This is a genomic window from Mycobacterium hackensackense, assembly GCF_025822555.1.
Classification (GTDB): domain Bacteria; phylum Actinomycetota; class Actinomycetes; order Mycobacteriales; family Mycobacteriaceae; genus Mycobacterium; species Mycobacterium fluoranthenivorans.
Genome location: NZ_JACKUC010000029.1, coordinates 1,086,630 through 1,103,270, shown reverse-complemented (window position 1 = coordinate 1,103,270; position 16,641 = coordinate 1,086,630). Strand labels below are relative to the sequence as shown.

Annotated in this window: 12 protein-coding genes; 3 read left to right on the top strand and 9 right to left on the bottom strand. The window is 68.2% G+C overall.

What is annotated here, in order from left to right:
- Positions 1-36: 36 nt before the first annotated feature.
- From H7J86_RS08360 to H7J86_RS08350, 3 genes are all read right to left on the bottom strand, one after another.
- On the bottom strand, positions 37-4,548 hold the full coding sequence (locus H7J86_RS08360) for an ATP-dependent helicase (RefSeq protein WP_267290368.1): 4,512 nt from the start codon (positions 4,546-4,548) through the stop codon (positions 37-39).
- Between the two features lie 89 nt (positions 4,549-4,637).
- Positions 4,638-5,288: a TetR/AcrR family transcriptional regulator gene (locus tag H7J86_RS08355; protein ID WP_090356021.1), complete on the bottom strand. Its 651-nt coding sequence runs from the start codon at positions 5,286-5,288 to the stop codon at positions 4,638-4,640.
- Between the two features lie 105 nt (positions 5,289-5,393).
- The gene (locus H7J86_RS08350; protein ID WP_222622224.1) at positions 5,394-5,966 is read right to left on the bottom strand and encodes a TetR/AcrR family transcriptional regulator; all 573 of its coding nucleotides are present in this window, start codon (positions 5,964-5,966) and stop codon (positions 5,394-5,396) included.
- A gap of 90 nt (positions 5,967-6,056) precedes the next feature.
- Here H7J86_RS08350 and H7J86_RS08345 point away from each other — a divergent pair, with 90 nt between their 5' ends.
- Positions 6,057-7,283, top strand: coding sequence for an alpha/beta hydrolase family protein (locus H7J86_RS08345; protein ID WP_267290366.1), 1,227 nt, complete (start codon positions 6,057-6,059; stop codon positions 7,281-7,283).
- A 43-nt stretch (positions 7,284-7,326) separates the two neighbouring features.
- Here the strand turns inward: H7J86_RS08345 and H7J86_RS08340 are convergent, their stop codons facing one another.
- The 6 genes from H7J86_RS08340 to H7J86_RS08315 are packed head-to-tail and all read right to left on the bottom strand — an operon-like array spanning position 7,327 to position 14,231.
- Entirely contained in the window at positions 7,327-8,145 is an 819-nt protein-coding gene (locus tag H7J86_RS08340; RefSeq protein WP_267290364.1) for an SDR family oxidoreductase, read from the bottom strand.
- A gap of 19 nt (positions 8,146-8,164) precedes the next feature.
- Positions 8,165-9,625, bottom strand: a complete 1,461-nt coding sequence (locus H7J86_RS08335) for an AMP-binding protein (RefSeq protein WP_267290362.1) — start codon at positions 9,623-9,625, stop codon at positions 8,165-8,167.
- Positions 9,622-10,389 (bottom strand): SDR family NAD(P)-dependent oxidoreductase, encoded by a 768-nt coding sequence (locus H7J86_RS08330; RefSeq protein ID WP_187098555.1) that lies wholly within the window; start codon positions 10,387-10,389, stop codon positions 9,622-9,624. Before H7J86_RS08330 ends, H7J86_RS08335 begins: the two co-directional genes overlap by 4 nt.
- A gap of 1 nt (position 10,390) precedes the next feature.
- On the bottom strand, positions 10,391-11,914 hold the full coding sequence (locus H7J86_RS08325; RefSeq protein ID WP_267290360.1) for an AMP-binding protein: 1,524 nt from the start codon (positions 11,912-11,914) through the stop codon (positions 10,391-10,393).
- Positions 11,911-12,645, bottom strand: coding sequence for a GntR family transcriptional regulator (locus tag H7J86_RS08320; RefSeq protein ID WP_090356005.1), 735 nt, complete (start codon positions 12,643-12,645; stop codon positions 11,911-11,913). The genes H7J86_RS08325 and H7J86_RS08320 overlap by 4 nt, the downstream gene beginning before the upstream one ends.
- Positions 12,642-14,231 carry an SMP-30/gluconolactonase/LRE family protein gene (locus tag H7J86_RS08315; RefSeq protein ID WP_267290358.1) on the bottom strand — a complete coding sequence of 530 codons (1,590 nt, stop codon included), beginning with the start codon at positions 14,229-14,231 and terminating at the stop codon, positions 12,642-12,644. The genes H7J86_RS08320 and H7J86_RS08315 overlap by 4 nt, the downstream gene beginning before the upstream one ends.
- A gap of 140 nt (positions 14,232-14,371) precedes the next feature.
- Here H7J86_RS08315 and H7J86_RS08310 point away from each other — a divergent pair, with 140 nt between their 5' ends.
- Complete coding sequence (locus H7J86_RS08310) at positions 14,372-15,220, top strand: SDR family NAD(P)-dependent oxidoreductase (protein WP_267290356.1); 849 nt, start codon at positions 14,372-14,374, stop codon at positions 15,218-15,220.
- Complete coding sequence (locus tag H7J86_RS08305) at positions 15,217-16,629, top strand: aromatic ring-hydroxylating oxygenase subunit alpha (protein ID WP_090355998.1); 1,413 nt, start codon at positions 15,217-15,219, stop codon at positions 16,627-16,629. The genes H7J86_RS08310 and H7J86_RS08305 overlap by 4 nt, the downstream gene beginning before the upstream one ends.
- Positions 16,630-16,641 lie beyond the last annotated feature (12 nt).

Here is a 16,641-nt window from a genome sequence, read left to right as displayed (position 1 = left end):
GCAAGTTTCGTCAATTTTGCCATTTCGTGTGCCGAGTCAGCGCAGCCGCAGTCCGCGCGGCGTCCGTGCGAAACCGGCCTCGGTGAGGGCGGACTGCGCGGCCGCGCGCGCCTCGCGTCCCTCGTCGGAGGCCGGGTCCAGCACGGACACTCCGTTGACCCGTTCGACCAGCAGTGACGACAACCGCTGGTCCCGGACCAGATCGGCCAGCGCGGTGGCGGCGGCCTGCTGGGCCCCGGATTCGGCTCCGAAGTTGAGCAGTGAGCGGCCGCCCCGTTCCAGGAACCACACCAGCCGGCCGTCGACCAGCACCACCAGTGCGCCGGCCTTGCGACCCGGCCGGAAGTCACCTTCGCCGGGCCAGGGCAGTGCGGCTCCGTACGGGTTGGCCGGGTCGGTCGCCGCGAGTACCACCGCATGCCATTCGGGGCGCTCCGGGTCGACCCCGTCCAGATAACTGCGCAGCCGGTCCACCGTCGACGCCGCGGCGAACTGGGCGCCGCCCAGTGATTCGATGAAATAGCCGCGTTGACAACGCCCCGCGTCCTCGAAGGCGGTGAGCACCTTGTAGAGCATCGCGAACCCGCCGGGTAGCCCCTCGGTGGCGCCGCGAGTCAGGACGCCGTGCCGATTCAGCAGCAGCTCGGCCTGGAAGTGGGCGCGCACGGTCGAGTCCGGTTCCGGTGTGGGCAGTGCCGACCAGCGCCCGGAGACCTTCGGGTCGGTGCGTGGCGCGGGATGTGCGATCCGGTAGCGGCTCAGCTTCGGCGGGCGCTGGCGCTGCCGGTGTGCGGGTGCCCGGCGAGACCCGTGCAGTACCGCCCGCACCGGGGCGAACGTGTCGCCGGTGACCATGCCGGCCCAGATCAACTCCCACAGCGCGGCGCTGAACGTGCTTTCCTTGCCGTCCTCGGTGAGTTGCCGGAAGAAGTACGCGCCGCCGGCGGACAAGGTGTCCAGCAGGGCACGGTGGGTGTCGGTCAGTTCGATCGCGGCGGGCGCGGGCAGGGTCAGCGGTGCCGAGTCGGCCAGATGGAAGACCACCCAGCCGTCGGCGGCCCCGATCTGTCCGGCACCGGACCAGGTCACCTCGCCGGAGGCCAGCAATTCGTCGAGCATGGCGGGTTGATAGTCGGCGACCCGTTGTGGCAGCACCAGAGATTCGACCGCCGAGGCCGGCAGCGCCACCCCGGCCAGCTGATCGATCACCGCAGCCAGCCCGTCGACGCCGCGGTTGTTCGTGGATCCGACGTGCTGCCAGGCCGGCAGGAACCGGCCATAGGCGGCGGGGCTGACCGGTTCCACCGCTGCGCGCAGCGCCGCCAAGGACCGTCGCCGCAGTATCTTCAGAACCGTTGCGTCACACCACTGTTCGCCACGCGGGCCCGATGCCGCCGCCGGGCCGGCTGCGGCATCGCTGAACTCACCGCGCACGAGTTTGCCGTCCGCGGCCATCCGGCCCAGCACATCGGCGGTCACCCGCAGCCCCAGCCCGAACCGCGCGGCCGCCTCGGCGGTGCTGAACGGGCCGTGGGTACGGGCGTAACGACCCAGCAGTTCGCCCAGCGGATCGGTGACGGACTCCAGGAACGTCAGCGGAACTCCGACCGGTACGGCTACCCCGACACCGTCGCGCAACAACCCGATGTCCTCGATCGACACCCACCATGTCGACCCGGCGAACGTCACCGTCAGCGCCCGGCGTGCGGTGCGCAGGCCTTCGAGCCAGCCACCGATCTCCGTCGTGGTGCAGCGGTCGGCCAGTTCGTCCGCGGTGAGCGGGCCGAGCAGCCGCAGCAGGTCGGCGATACCCTCCGCGTCACGGGCGGCCCGGTCGGGATCGAGATGCTGTAACTGACGGGCGGTCGCGGCGAGCACCTCAGGGTCGAGCAGATCCCGCAGCTCGACCCGGCCGAGAAGTTCGGCGAGCAGCACACTGTCCAAGGACAGTGCGGCGGCCCGGCGTTCGGCCAGCGGGCTGTCGCCCTCGTACATGAACGCGCCGACGTAGCCGAACAACACGGACGCCGCGAAGGGTGAGGGCGTGGTGGTTTCGACGTCGATCAACCGCACCCGGCGTTGGGCGATCCGGCTCATCAGGTCGGTCAGCGCCGGCACGTCGTAGACATCCTGCAGGCATTCGCGGACGGTCTCCAGCACAATCGGGAAGTCGGGGTACTTGCGGGCCACGTCGAGCAGCTGTGAGGCCCGCTGGCGTTGATGCCACAGCGGTGATCGTTTGCCCGGATTCCTGCGCGGCAGCAGCAGCGCCCGGGCCGCGCATTCGCGGAACCGGGAGGCGAACAGTGCCGACCCGCCCACCTCGGTGGTGACAAGTGGCTCGATCTCGTCGGCCTCGAACACGAAAATATCTGCCCCGGGCGGCTTTTCATCCGTATCGGGCAGCCGGACGATGATGCCGTCATCGGAGGCCGTCGGCTTCTCGTCGATGCCGTAGCGCTCGTGCAGCCGCCGCGACACGGCCAGTGCCAGCGGGCCGTGCACCCGCAGCCCGTACGGGGAGTGCAAGATCAGTCGCCAGTCACCCAGCTCGTCGTGGAACCGTTCCACCACCAGCGTGGTATCGGTGGGCACCACGCCGGTGGACTGGCGTTGTTCGTCGAGCAGTTGCCACAGATTGTCGGTGGCGAAATCATCGAAACCGATTTCTGCGCAACGCACATCGAAGTCCGCGCGGCCCAGCGCGGCCAGCTCGCCGGTGAACCGACCGACCGCGGCGCCCAACTCGGCAGGCCGGCCCACGCTGTCACCGCGCCAGAACGGCAGCCGTGCCGGCTGGCCGGGTGCGGGCAGCACCATCACGCGGTCGTGGGTGATCTCGGTGATCCGCCAGCTGGTGGCGCCGAGCGAGATGACATCGCCCGGACGCGACTCGTAGACCATTTCCTCATCGAGTTCCCCGACCCGGGAGGGTTTTTCGGTGGCGAGGTAGACGGTGAACATGCCGCGGTCGGGAATCGCGCCGCCGGAGGTGACCGCCAGTCGCTGCGCCCCGGGCCGCGCGGTCAGGGTGGCGTGGTCGCGGTCATAGACCAGCCGCGGGCGCAGTTCGGCGAACTCGGTGGACGGGTACTTCCCGGACAACAGATCCAACGTCGCCTCGAATGCGCTGCGCGGCAAAGTCGCGAAGGGGGCGCTGCGGCGCACCATGTCGAACCAGGTCTCGACGTCCAGCGGTTCCAGCGCGGCCGCGGCCACGGTGTGCTGGGCGAGGATGTCGAGCGGATTGGCCGGCACCGCCATCGACTCGATCTCACCGGCCTGCATCCGTTGCACCGTGACCGCGCAGTCGATCAGGTCGGTGCGATGGTTGGGGAACAGCACACCCTGGGAGATCTCGCCGACCTGGTGACCGGCGCGGCCGATGCGCTGCAGGCCGCTGGCCACCGAGGGGGGCGCCGAGACCTGGATGACGAGGTCCACCGCACCCATGTCGATACCCAGTTCCAGGCTGGAGGTGGCGACGACGGCTTTGAGCCGCCCACTTTTCAGGTCGTCCTCGACGGCGGCGCGCTGCTCCTTGCTCACCGAGCCGTGATGGGCGCGGGCCAGCAGGGTGGGTGCGCCGAAGCTCTGGCCGCTGGCCATGACGTGGGCGGGGGCGCCGCCCCCCACCTTCGGGTTGTGCCCCTCGGGCAGCTCGATACCGGTGCGCTCGGCGTGGATCTCGTTGAGCCGGGACGTGAGTCGCTCGGCCAGGCGCCGGGAATTGGCGAAGACGATCGAGGACTGATGCGCTTCGATCAGGTCGACGATGCGCTCCTCGACATCCGGCCAGATCGAGTTGTCGGCCAGATTCGCCATATCCGGCACGGGTACCTGGACCTTGAGGTCGAAGGTCTTGTCGGCGGGTGGGGCGACGATATGCGCCGGGGTGGATCCGGCCAGGAAGCGCGCCACCTCCTCGGGCGGGCGTACGGTCGCCGACAGTCCGATGCGCTGGGCCGGAGTGTCGAGCAGGGCGTCGAGGCGCTCCAGCGAAAGGGCCAGGTGCGCACCGCGTTTGGTGCCCGCGACGGCGTGTACCTCGTCGACGATGACGGTGTGCACCGAGGTCAGCGTGTCCCGGGCGGACGAGGTGAGCATGAGGAACAGCGACTCGGGGGTGGTGATCAGGATGTCCGGCGGCCGCGCGATCAGCTCACGGCGCTGCTTGGGTGGGGTATCCCCGGATCGCACGCCCACGGTGATGGCCGGGGCCTGCTCGCCGAGCCGTTCGGCCACCCGGGCGATACCGGTGAGCGGGGTGCGCAGGTTGCGTTCGACGTCGACGGCGAGGGCTTTCAGCGGCGACACGTAGAGCACCTTGGTGCCCCGGCTCGGTTCGGTGCGGGCGAGCTGATCGATGGCCCAGAGGAAGGCCGCCAATGTCTTGCCGGAACCGGTGGGCGCGATGACCAGGGTGTGCCGCCCGTCGGCGATCGCGGACCAGGCCTCGGACTGGGCCAGGGTGGGGGCCGGGAAGGTGCCCGCGAACCACTGCCGGGTCAGCTCGCTGAACCGGCCCAGCGGATCGGGTGGGGCCATCAGTCCATACTGCCGCCCACCACCGACAACTCCGCGATTTGTGCACGTTCACCGGCGATCGGCGCCGGTGAACGTGCACAAATCGCTGGTCAGCGGGCGTCGGGCGCGACTGCAGTGGCCAATGAGGCGGGGATGCCGGGGACTCGGCCGACCGCGTCGAGCAGGGCGTGGGCACAGGTGTCGGCGACGAAATCGCGGTCCAGCGACGCGTCGAGCACCCGTTGCCGGCAGAACTCGAAGGTGAAGGCCAGCCAGCCGTACACCGTGACCCGCAGATCGCGGGCCAGCTCCGGCGTGGCGGTATCGCCCGCGACCGCGGTGATCGCGCCGATGATCCGGTCGGCCTGGCGGTCGTTGTCCAGTTCATCGATCCCGCGCAGCACCGGGTCGACGCGGCCCATGCCCATATACGCCGCCCAGGCGCCGTGCGGGTGTTCCTCGTCGTACCGCAGGTAGGCCAGTACTCCCGCGCGCACCTGACCGAACAGTGTCTGCCCCGGCTCAGATGCGTGGTTGGTGGCCTGGAACAGGCGCTCGCCCTCGGCGCGGACCACCGCGGCGAAGAACGCGCGCTTGTCCGGGAAGTAGTGATACATCAGCGCGCGGGAGATGCCGGCCCGTTCGGCAATCTCGTCGATGCGGACCTCGTCATAAGGGCGTTGCCCGAACACCTCGGCGCCGAGGTTCAGCAGTTCGGTGCGCCGGTCGTCCGGGGACAGGCGTCGCCGCGATTCCCCCATGCCGGAATCGTAATGCGCACGTGTGCAACAGTGGGCGTCGCCCCGTGCGGGGTGTGCGTTGCCGTCGGCGCCACCTCACGCCGGCAGGCGCTATTCCCTTGCGGCTCAGCGCAATGTGGAGGCGAGTGTCCGTTCGACGAACACGTCGAAGTCTGCCGCGTCGGTACCGAGGCCGAGCAGATGACGCAGGTAGATCGGGGCCAGGATGCAGTCCACGATGGCGGTGAAGTCGAGTGCGGGCTCACCCCGATCACGGGCGCGGTCCAGCATCGCCTGGAACTGCGCGGCTCGCTGCAGCAGGGGAGCGGACCGCTGTTCGTCGCTCAGCTCACGGGCGCCGATCAAGGCTTGAAGGAACGCCAGCCGGCCCGGTTGTGCGATATCGGCTGCGGCGGTCCGGGCGTACGCGAGCAGATCGCCGCGCAACGTCCCGGTGTCGGGCAGCGGTGAGCTCTCGGTCAGTCGGGCCGCTTCGACGTCCAGGATGACCGCTTCCACGCTGCCCCAGCGCCGGTAGATGCTGGTCGGGTTCACCCCGGCGCGCCGGGCGACATCGGCCACCGTGAAGCCACCGGGGCCCGCCTCGACCAGCAGCGCGTCCACCGCCTCGTGTACGGCCGCCGCCACGCGGGCACTGCGCCCACCCGGTCGGCGTCGCACTTCTCGGTCCTCGATCACGCCAATACCTTAAAGCATTGACTCTTGCTTTTAGCTACACCTCGCCGTATCTTCGCTTAAAGCAACGGCAACTGACTTAAGGAGCACCTCATGGAACCGGTCCTCTTCCCCGACGACACCTCGTTCTGGTTCGAGACGCTGCGGGTGCTCGGCGCGGCCGCCTACGGCGGAGCCGATATCGGCGAGGTGCTGGTCACCGCCCAAGCCATCACCGCCGGCGACTACGACAGCTGGTACGACCAGTGGCTGGCCACCGCCGACCGGATCGCCGCCGAAGCGGAGAAGGCCCAAGCTGCAGGGCATCTCGTCAGCGCGCGGGACGGCCTGCTGCGGGCGAGCAACTACTACCGGTCGGCCGACTTCTACCTGCACGGCAACCCCGACGACCCGCGTATCGGCCATGCCTACGGCCGGGCCCGGGACTGCTTTGTGTCCGCGGCCGCGCTGTTCGACCCGCCGGTGACGCCGGTCGAGATTCCCTACGAGGGCACGGTGTTGCGCGGCTACTTCTACCCGGCGATCGGCCGCGGAGGGGATACCGAGCCGAGGCCGACGATCGTCATGCACAGCGGATTCGACGGGACCTGCGAAGAGATGCACTTCCTGGGTGCGGCGGCCGCCCAAGAACGCGGGTACCACGTGTTCACGTTCGACGGACCCGGTCAGCCGGCCGCATTGCATTTCGACGGGCTGGTGTTCCGGCCGGACTGGGAGCATGTCGTCACCCCTGTGCTGGACTGGGTGCGCGACCAGCCCGGCGTCGACCCGGGCAAGGTCGCGCTGTTCGGCGCCTCCATGGGTGGACTGCTGGCGCCGCGGGCCGCCGCCTTCGAACAGCGCCTGGCCGCATGTATCGCCTTCGACGGTGTCTACGACATGGGCCTGACCGCCGTCACGTGGATTCCCGGCAGCAGGGCCGACATCCAAGCGGTCCTGCGGGCCGAGTCCGCGCCGGAGGTCGACGCGATGATCGAGCAACTCATGGCGGCCAACCCGAACATCCGGTGGGCCGCGACCCATGGCCAGTACGCCATGGGTGTCCACAGTCCCCGTGCCTTCTTCGCATCCATGCTCGACTACACGCTCGCCGACGGGATCGCCGAGCAGATCACCTGTCCGACACTGGTCTGCGAGGCCGCTGCCGACATCTTCTTCGAGGGGCAGCCGCAGCTGCTGTTCGACCACCTCACCTGCCCGAAGCAGCTGCTCGAATTCACCGAGGCTGAGGGCGCCGGAGCGCACTGCCAGGTCGGCGCGGGGCGCCTGGCGTTCGCCCGCATCTATGACTGGCTCGACGACATCATGGCCGTCCGGTGATCTCGGAACTCGAAGTGCCGGCGCAGAAGCGCGCCCCGGCCGGCTACCGGGCGCTCGTCGAGCCGGGAGCGGTGCCCAGCGCGCGCTGATACCGCCGCATCCCCGCGATCCAGCGGTCGTAGTCGGCACCCTTGCCCCGGTACATGTCCAGCACCGCTTCATGCGGCAGCACCAGGAACCGTTCGTCGCGCACACCCGCCAGCGTCGCGGCAGCCACCTCCTCGGCAGTGAGCACCTGACCCGCGGTGGTGACCGAATCGGCGGCCAGCCGGGTGACCGGATCCGTGGCATCGCGGATATCGGTGAGCAGCGGCGTGTCCACCCCCATCGGGCAGACGCAGGTGACGCCGATTCCGCTGTCCCCGTACGTGATCGACAACCACTCGGCGAACCCCACCGCGGCGTGTTTGGTGACGGCGTAACCGGCCGCGCCCACCTGGGTGAGCAAGCCGGCCGCCGAGGCGACGCTGACGAAATACCCGCCGCGCTGCAGCCACTCGGGCACCAGGGCGTCCGCCGCCCGGATGTGGGCGCGCAGGTTCACCTTCAGCACCCGGTCCCATTCGGCTTCGGTGCCGAGCCCGGGTGCGCCGATGACGCCGGCATTGGCGACGTAGATGTCGACCGGCCCGAACTGCGCCCGCGCGGTCTCGATCAGCGTGGCGATACCCCCGGCCGAACCGGCATCTGCTGACACGCCGACGGCGTGATCCCCGATGGACTCGGCCGTCTGGGCGGCCGCGACTCCGTTGAGGTCTCCGGCCACCACCGACGCGCCGGCCGCCGCGAACGCATGGGCCAACGCCCGTCCGATACCCGAACCCGCCCCGGTGATGACGGCCACCCGGCCCTCGATCTGCATGAGACGTGTCTACCAGTGCTCAGCGCACGAGCTCACGCAGCTCCCGCTTGAGTACCTTGCCGTAGCTGTTCTTGGGCAGCTCGTCGACGTAGACATACCGCTTGGGTCGCTTGAAGCGGGCGATGCGCTCCAGCAGATGCGTGTCGAGTGCGTCCTCGGTGGCGGTCCCGACGATGAAAGCGACGACCACCTCACCCCATTCGTCGTCGGGGGTGCCCACGACGCATGCCTCCACGACGTCGGGGTGCTCGATCAGGACCTCCTCGACCTCACGCGGATAGATGTTGCTGCCACCGCTGATCACCACGTCCTTGCTGCGATCCCGCAGGGTGAGGAATCCGCGCCCGTCGAAGGACCCCATGTCACCGGTGCGCAACCACCCGTCGACCAGGGTGGCCGCTGTCGCCGCTGCGTTGTTCCAGTACCCGGACATGACGACGTCACCGCGACAGACGATTTCGCCGACCTCGTCGATACCGGCCGGGGTGCCGTCATCATCGAGCACGGCGACCTCCACCCCGGACCGCGCATAGCCGACCGAACCGAGCACCGCGTCGCTCGCGTCGAGATGATCGTTGCGGCGCAACCCGGTGATCGTCATCGGCGCCTCGCCCTGGCCGTATAGCTGCACGAAGATCGGGCCGAAGGCGGCCATCGCCTTCTTGAGACTGTCCACGTACATCGGTCCGCCGCCGTAGACCACCGTCGTCAGGTTCTGTGGCCGTGGCCGGCCGGTCGCCACCAGACGCTGCACCATCGTCGGTGCCAGGAAACAGCTCACGTGCGGGTGGTGATCGCACAGGTCGAGGAATTCCGCCGGCTCGAACCCCGCCGATTCGGGGATGACCTGCCGCGCCGCCCGCAACACGTACGGCGCGATGTACAGGCCGGAACCGTGCGACATCGGTGCACCGTGAATCAGGCTGTGATTCTCGTCCGGCGCGTCGAAGTCGGCGAGATGTGCCACCGTCATCGCCATCAGATTGCGATGTGACAGCATGGCGCCCTTGGATTTTCCGGTGGTGCCGCTGGTGTAGAACAGCCAGGCCAGGGCGCCCGGATCGGTGTTCGCGCGCACCGCCGGAGCGTGGGCCAGGCGGACGTCGTAACCCGCGCCGCCGAGGACCTCCACCGGCGCACCGTCGAGCCCCGCCGCGATCTTGGGGGAGGCGAATACCAGTGACACACCGGCATCGTCGAGGATCTGCGCCATCTCGCGCGGATGCAGCTTGAAGTTGATCGGTACCACGACACATCCGGAAGCCCACACCGCGAACATCACTTCGATGATCTCCGGCCGGTTCTCGCTGGCGATGGCGATCCGGGCGCCGGTGTCATGCGTTGCGCTGAGGGAACCCGCCAGGCGCAGGGCCCTGTCGCGCAACTGTGCCCACGTGTGCAGCTGCCGGGTGCCCAGGTAAACCGCCCCGCGGTCGCCGAACCGGGCGGCGGCCTGGTCGAGCACGCCGAACAGGTTCACTGCTGGACCCACCGCGAGTCGAGCGCGAAATCTGACAGGTACTTCGTCGAGCTCCAGCCGCCGTCGACGACGATGGTCTGGCCGTTGATGAAACTCCCCGCGGGAGAACACAGGAACGCCACCGTGCCGGCGATGTCGTCGACGGTGCCCAGGCGGGTATGCGGTGTCATCTCGGTGTTGATCTTGCGGAACCGGTCATCTTCCAGGCGGGTGGCGACCATCGGGGTCAGCGTCACACCCGGTGCCACCGCGTTGCACCGGATGCCCTGGGCACCGTACTGGCAGGCGATATGCGTGGTCAGCGCGGTCAGTCCGCCCTTCGCCGCGGAGTACGCCCCGCCGCGCAGCCCGCCCACCACCGCGAACGTGGAGGTGACGTTGATGATGGCCGAGCCGGAGGGCATGTGCGGCAAGGTGTCCCGGGACAGCCGAAACGGGGCCCGCAACATCAGGCCCAGGAAATGGTCCAGTGATTCGTCATCGGTCTCGTGCAGTGGCTTGGGACTGCCGACGCCGGCGTTGTTGATCAGATAGTCGACGTGACCCCATGTCGACACGGCGGTGTCCACGATGCGCCGCGGCGCGTCATCGTCGACCAGATCGGCGACCAGGGTGTGCACGGATCCGCCGCCGGCGGCACGTAGTTCGGCGAGCCGGTGCTCGTCACGGCCCACACCCAACACGGTCATCCCGGTTTCGGCGAGCAAGGTGGCGCAGCGGAATCCGATGCCGCTGCTGGCGCCCGTCACGATCGCTACCTGCATGTCAGCCTCTCACCAGGGTTGCTCGTATCTTGTGCTTCAGCACCTTTCCCGCGTCGTTGCGCGGTAGTGCCTCCCATATGACGACCTGCTCGGGTGCCTTGAATCTGGCGACCCCGTGCTCGTCGAGCAGGCTGCGCAGCGCGGCCACATCGGGTGGGGGGTTCTCGGTGCTGACGATGACCGCACACGCGCGTTCCCCGGTGCGCTCGTCGGGAATCCCCACGATCGCGATCTCGTCGATGCCCGGATGCCCGAGGAGGATGTCCTCGATCTCCTTGGCGGAGATGTTCTCGCCGTTGCGGATGATGAGGTCCTTGGCGCGGCCCGTCACCACCAGGTAGCCGTCCGGCGTGAGCCGGCCGAGGTCCCCGGTGCGGAAGTATCCGTCGGCATCGAGGTCGTTGTCCTGCGCGTGCAGGTAACCCACCAGCATCTGGGGGCCACGCACCCGGATCTCACCGTCGACCACCGCGATATCGGCGCTACCGGGTCTGCCGTCGGTGTCGGCGGCGCAGTCGCGGTCCTCGGGGGACCCCACGGTGCTCACCGGCACCTCGGTGGACCCGTACACCCTTGTCACCAAGGCGTTTTCGAAGCTCTGGGTGGCGCGCCGGATCAACGACGGCGGTACCGACGCCCCGCCGCAGACGAAGACCTTCAGATCGGGAAGCCGGGTGCCGGCCCGCTCGGCCGCGCCGAGCAGGCCCTCCAGGAACGGGGTCGCCCCGGCCATATGGGTGCATCGGTGGGTGGTCATCAGCGCCACCGCCGCGTCCGGATCCCAGCTCTCCATGAGCACCGCGGTGGACCTCAACAGCAGCGGGCACTCGAAAGCGTAGATCGAGCCGCCGATATGGGCGATCGGCGAGGGCACCAGGAAGGTGTCGCCGGCGTCGACCCGCCAATGCGCACCTATCTGCGCTATCAGTGCACCGATCGAACGATGACTGTGCAGAACGCCTTTCGGGCGCCCGGTGGTGCCCGAGGTGTACATCAGCATGCGCACCGACGCGGGATCGTGGGTCTGGGGGACCAGGGGCTCACCGGAGAGAAGTGACGCGTAGTCGGTGAGTCCGTGTCCTTGAGCGTGGCCGCGGACCACCACCACCTCCGGCGGTGTGGTCAGCTTTGCCGCCACCCGCGCCAACATCGTGGGATAGTCGTACCCGCGGAACACGCCCGGTACGAAGATCATTCGGACATCCGCATCGGCGAGAATGAACTGCAGTTCACGATCGCGCAGGGATGGCAATATCGGATTGACCACCATGCCCGCCCACGTCGCGGCCAGGTACACCACCGCCGCCTCGTGCCAGTTCGGCAGCATGAACGACACCACACTGCCGGGCGGCATCCGCTCGGACATGGACCGGGCGAGTGTCGCAGCCAGGTCCCGCATCGTCGCGGCGTCCACCCGGGTGTCGCCGTCCACGATGAGCACCCGCCCCGGATCGTGCCGCGCCGTCTCGCGCAGGGTGTCGGCGAGTGTCAGGGGCGAGCGAAGCGACGGGGGAATGGTGGTCACGGTGTGACGCGCCGCATCGTCATCGAGTGCCGGTATTGCGTTGCCGGGTGGGTGTTCACGGTGACCTGGGCGATCTCACCGTCGGAGGTCGTGTAGGTGCGCTGCATCTGCAGCGCCGGCGCGCCCGCGGTGATGCGCAGTGCTTCGGCCAGGTGGTCGGGCACCAGCACAGCGGCGATCTCTTGGTGTACGTCGACGATGCTGATGCCGAACAGGTCTTCGATGAGCGGGAAGATCGGGCCCGAATGGCGTTGTAGCAGACGGCCGACCGCGGCGAAGGCCCGGTTGATGTAGTACTCGGTGCGGCAGATCGGGTTGCCGTCGGTGGCGCGACGGTATCCGGACACGGCCAACCACTGCTCGCCGATATCGAGTCCGGTGCGCTCGGCAGTCTCGGCGTCGATGGTGATCATCGCGTTCGACTCGATGTCGAACTGCGCGCCTGCGGCGAAGGCCAGCAGGTCGTCGATCGACATCACGTCCTGCGCATAGGAACTCGACGACGTGCGGGGGATGACCTGGGTGCCGGTTCGAGGACGGGAGGACACCAGATTGTCATCGCGCAGGCGGCGCAACGCCTCCCGCACGGTGTAGCGGCTCACCGCGAACCTTTCGCAGAGCTCATGTTCGGTCGGCAGCTGGGATCCGACGGGGTATATCCCGTCCACGATCTCCTTGCGCAGCGTGCGGGCCACCTGAAGGTAGCGATGTTCGGTGGCCTCGGCCGTCATGTCTTCCGCAGCGCGAGCACGCTGCCCTCCCCGTCGGCCGACACGTACAGCGTCCCGTCGGGGCCCGCGGTGATCCCGGCGAACGGTCCCTGCGGCCCGGAGAACGGCGGCATACCGCGCAGTGGTTTGGGTGTCACCCCGGGAGGGGCCCCGACGGGGAGGCCGGCGGCCAGGGTGTCACGGGCCCCGGTGATCAGGTCGACCGACAGCACGGCCTTGGATCCGGCGTCGACGATATAGAGCACGTTGCCGCGCACCAGGATTCCCTGCGGTGTCACCAGATCGTCCACGGCCGTTTCGGTGCCGGATCCGGTCACGCGTAGGACCGCGCCGGCCACCGATACCAGCGGATGACCGTCCGGATCGATCGCGACGCCCACCGGGGTGTCCAGGCCGGTGGCCAGCGTCTCGGTGCCGGTGGCGCCGACCGCCAGCAGTCGACCGGTGCCCTGCTCCACCACGATCGGTGTATCGCCCGCCAGTGCCACACCGTAGAGCTGGTCCAAACCGTCTGCCAGATAATCGGTTTCGTGGGCCGCGGGCCGATAGCGTGCCACCTGGCCGCCTGAGGTGGTGACCACGAATTCGCCCGGACCCGACGGCGCCAGCCCCCGGAGGAAGCCGGGGTAGCCGGGGCTGAACAGCATGCCCACGGTCTGTAGGGCGCCCTCGGGGGTGACCAGATAGAAGTAGGTGCCGTCGGCGACGTACAGGTTGCCGCCGGCGTCGACGGTGACATCCAGCGGCCAGTTCAGCCCGCCCGGCAGCAGCGTCGCGGTCTGCCCGTCGGGTGACACCTCGGTGATCAGACCGGTGAAGGTGGAGACGAAAAGCCTTCCGTCGGCGAAGGCACAGTTGTCCAAACCGGGGGTGAGGGTCGCCAGTACGGTGTGTCTGCCGCTGCGCGGGTCGATCCGGAGCACCTGCCCGCTGGCCACCTGGGTGGAGACGATGTCACCGTTGGCATCGAACTTCACGGAATCGGGCACCCCGAGATCGCCGGTCACCACCTCGGGTTCGCCGCCGTCGGGGTCGACCCGCCAGATCTGGTTGGCGTTCATCACCGGGAAGTACAACAACCCGTCCGGTCCGACCTCCATCGCATTGGGGGACGGCAGATCCGCCAGGATCAGCCGGGGCTCGCCACCGCATGGGTCCAGCTCGAACAGCCGGCCGCCTTCGCGGCATTCGTTCACGAACAGCCGTCCCTGGTGAACGGTGATGCCGTTGGCCGACGGCAGGTCGTCGCGCAGCACGCGCGTCCGGCCGGTGTTCTCGCGTGCGCTGACCCGGCCGTCCATCACCTCGGTGGCGTACAGCGTTCCGTCCGGCCCGAAGGCGAGGTCATCGGGAGCGATGATGTCACCGCCTTTGGCGCTGATCGTCTCGATCGTGCCCGTGTTCACGTCGACGGCACTGATCTGGCTGCCGGTGACCTGTGCGATGTAGAGCCGCCCGTCCGGGCCGGTACGCACACCGTTCGCGCCGAACAGCCGGCTGGGCTCGGTCAATCGCGTCACGGTCCATCCGGCCGCCGCCTCCGGTGCCGTGCCGGCGGTATATCGGCCGGCCTGCAGGGTGGTCATGGGCAGGACGCTACCAAGGTCGGACTAGTCCAGACAATAGCGACAAGAGAGTCTGTTAGCGGTCTTGACGCCGTAAATGCCCTGCGGAATAGTGTTCTGCAATATGAAGAACGTGAATTCTTGTACGGACAATTGAGACCGTGGACGAGCTGCTGAATCTCGCCGGCCGCATCGTGGTGGTGTCGGGCGCCGGTGGCGGCGGTATCGGCACGACGGTCACGCGACTGACCGCCGAGGCCGGTGCGACGGTCGTCGCGGTGAGCCGGTCGCAGGACAATCTCGACACCCACGTCGCGCCCCTGGCCGACAAGGGCTTGGCAGTACTGCCGGTGGCTGCGGACGCCTCGACCGATGAGGGCATCGCCACGGTGATGGATGTCGTGCGCCATGCCGAGGGTGCGCTCTACGGACTGGTGAATGTCGCCGGTGGAGCGGCTCCGTCGACCTGGATGCCGTCGACCAGGGTGACGCGTCAGGACTGGCGGGACCTGTTCGCCGCCAACCTGGAGACCATGTTCTTCATGAGCCAGGCCGTGGCTGCGGAGATCAGGGCACAGGGCAATCCCGGCTCGATCGTGTCGGTGTCGTCGATTTCCGGGATGAACTCCGCGCCCTTCCACGTGGCCTACGGCACCGCCAAAGCGGCGATCGTGGCCGCCACCAGAACACTCGCCGCGGAGCTTGCCCCGGAAGGCATCCGGGTCAACGCGGTGGCCCCCGGCGTCACCGAGACCGCCGCCTCGGCGACGTATGTCGACGCCGATCCCGACCGTGATCAGCGGGCCATCGCGATGGGGCGCCGGGGGACACCCGAGGAGCAGGCCGGCGCGATCCTGTTCCTGCTGTCGGATCTGTCGAGCTACGTCACCGGGCAGACACTGCTGGTCGACGGTGGCCTGAACCTGCGCTGGACGCATCTGGGAGCGGACAACACGTCGCTCTTCCTGAAAGACGAGAACTTCCGCGACGCCATCAGGAGGATCCAGTGACCCACACCGAATCCGATCTCGACGCCGCCATCGAGATCGACGCCGCACCCGACGATTCCACGGGCGAGATCGCCGAGGACCTGTCCACGCCGATGACCATCCCGGTGGACGCCTACATCTCACCGGTGTACGCCCGCCACGAACGGGACCGGCTGTGGCGCAAGGTGTGGCAGCAGGTCGGCCGGGTCGAGGAGATCCCGGAGATCGGCAGTTACCTGACCTACGACATCCTCGACGACTCGATCATCGTGGTGCGAACGGGTCCGGCGGAATTCACCGCACACCACAACGTCTGCATGCACCGCGGGCGCAAGCTGATCGACAACCCCGAGGGCGCCAAGAACGCGACCGGCCGGGCACGCAAGTCGTTCGTCTGCGGTTTCCACGGCTGGACCTACGGGCTCGACGGGACCTGTACCCACATCCGTGAGCAGGACGACTGGCAGGGCGCACTCACCCCGGGCAATACGCACCTGGCACCCGTTCGGGTCGACACCTGGGGTGGCTGGCTGTTCATCAACATGGACCCGCACTGCGAAACGCTGGCCGACTACCTCTTCCCGGCCGCCAAGATCCTCGATCCGTTCGGGCTGGAGAACATGCGCTACAAGTGGCGCAAATGGCTGTACTTCGACTGCAATTGGAAAGTCGCGATGGAGGCCTTCAACGAGACCTACCACGTGTTCACCACCCATCCGGAGTTCAACAAGTTCGGCGAGTTCAAAGGCTGGGCCAAGGCGCAGGGCAAACACAGCAATATCGGCTATGACGCGCCGAAGGGCATGGACGAGACCAAATCCAAGATCCGCCTGGGCACCGGAGACCCGCGCATCTCCACCGCAGAAATGCAGGTCTACACCATGGAGGAGACCAACGCGACGACGACGAAGACGTTGGTCGACGCTGCCAGGCGCCTCGTCGACGAACTGCCCGAGGGCACCCCGGCCGACGAGGTGCTCGCGCACTGGCTGGCCTCGGCCCGCCGCGACGACGAGGCCCGCGGCGTGATCTGGCCGACCATCCCACCCGACATCCTCGGCCAGAGTGGCACGGCGTGGCAGCTCTTCCCGAACTTCCAGGTGGGTCAGGGCCTGACCAGTGCGCTGTGCTACTCGGCGCGCCCCGATCCGAGTTACAACCCGGACAAGTGCATCTTCGAGGTCGCGGTCTTCGAGCTGTATCCGAAAGGTGCAGAGCCTGAGACGGAATGGGTCTACACCCCGAAGGAGTCCCCGAACTGGCTGTCGGTGCTGCCGCAGGACTTCTCCAATATGGCGGCCGTACAGCAGGGCATGAAATCGGCGGGTTTTCCCGGCACGCTGCCCAATCCGTACCGCGAGCGCAGCACGGTCAACCTGCACCACCAGCTGTCGAAATACATGGGGACCGGCGAACCCCAAGACATCTAGCGATTTCGGCGC

Excerpts from the sequence above, each read along its gene's own strand:
- H7J86_RS08360 (WP_267290368.1), bottom strand. The coding sequence starts at position 4,548 with ATGGCCCCACCCGATCCGCTGGGCCGGTTCAGCGAGCTGACCCGGCAG.
- H7J86_RS08355 (WP_090356021.1), bottom strand. The coding sequence starts at position 5,288 with ATGGGGGAATCGCGGCGACGCCTGTCCCCGGACGACCGGCGCACCGAA.
- H7J86_RS08345 (WP_267290366.1), top strand. The coding sequence starts at position 6,057 with ATGGAACCGGTCCTCTTCCCCGACGACACCTCGTTCTGGTTCGAGACG.
- H7J86_RS08340 (WP_267290364.1), bottom strand. The coding sequence starts at position 8,145 with ATGCAGATCGAGGGCCGGGTGGCCGTCATCACCGGGGCGGGTTCGGGT.
- H7J86_RS08330 (WP_187098555.1), bottom strand. The coding sequence starts at position 10,389 with ATGCAGGTAGCGATCGTGACGGGCGCCAGCAGCGGCATCGGATTCCGC.
- H7J86_RS08320 (WP_090356005.1), bottom strand. The coding sequence starts at position 12,645 with ATGACGGCCGAGGCCACCGAACATCGCTACCTTCAGGTGGCCCGCACG.
- H7J86_RS08315 (WP_267290358.1), bottom strand. The coding sequence starts at position 14,231 with ATGACCACCCTGCAGGCCGGCCGATATACCGCCGGCACGGCACCGGAG.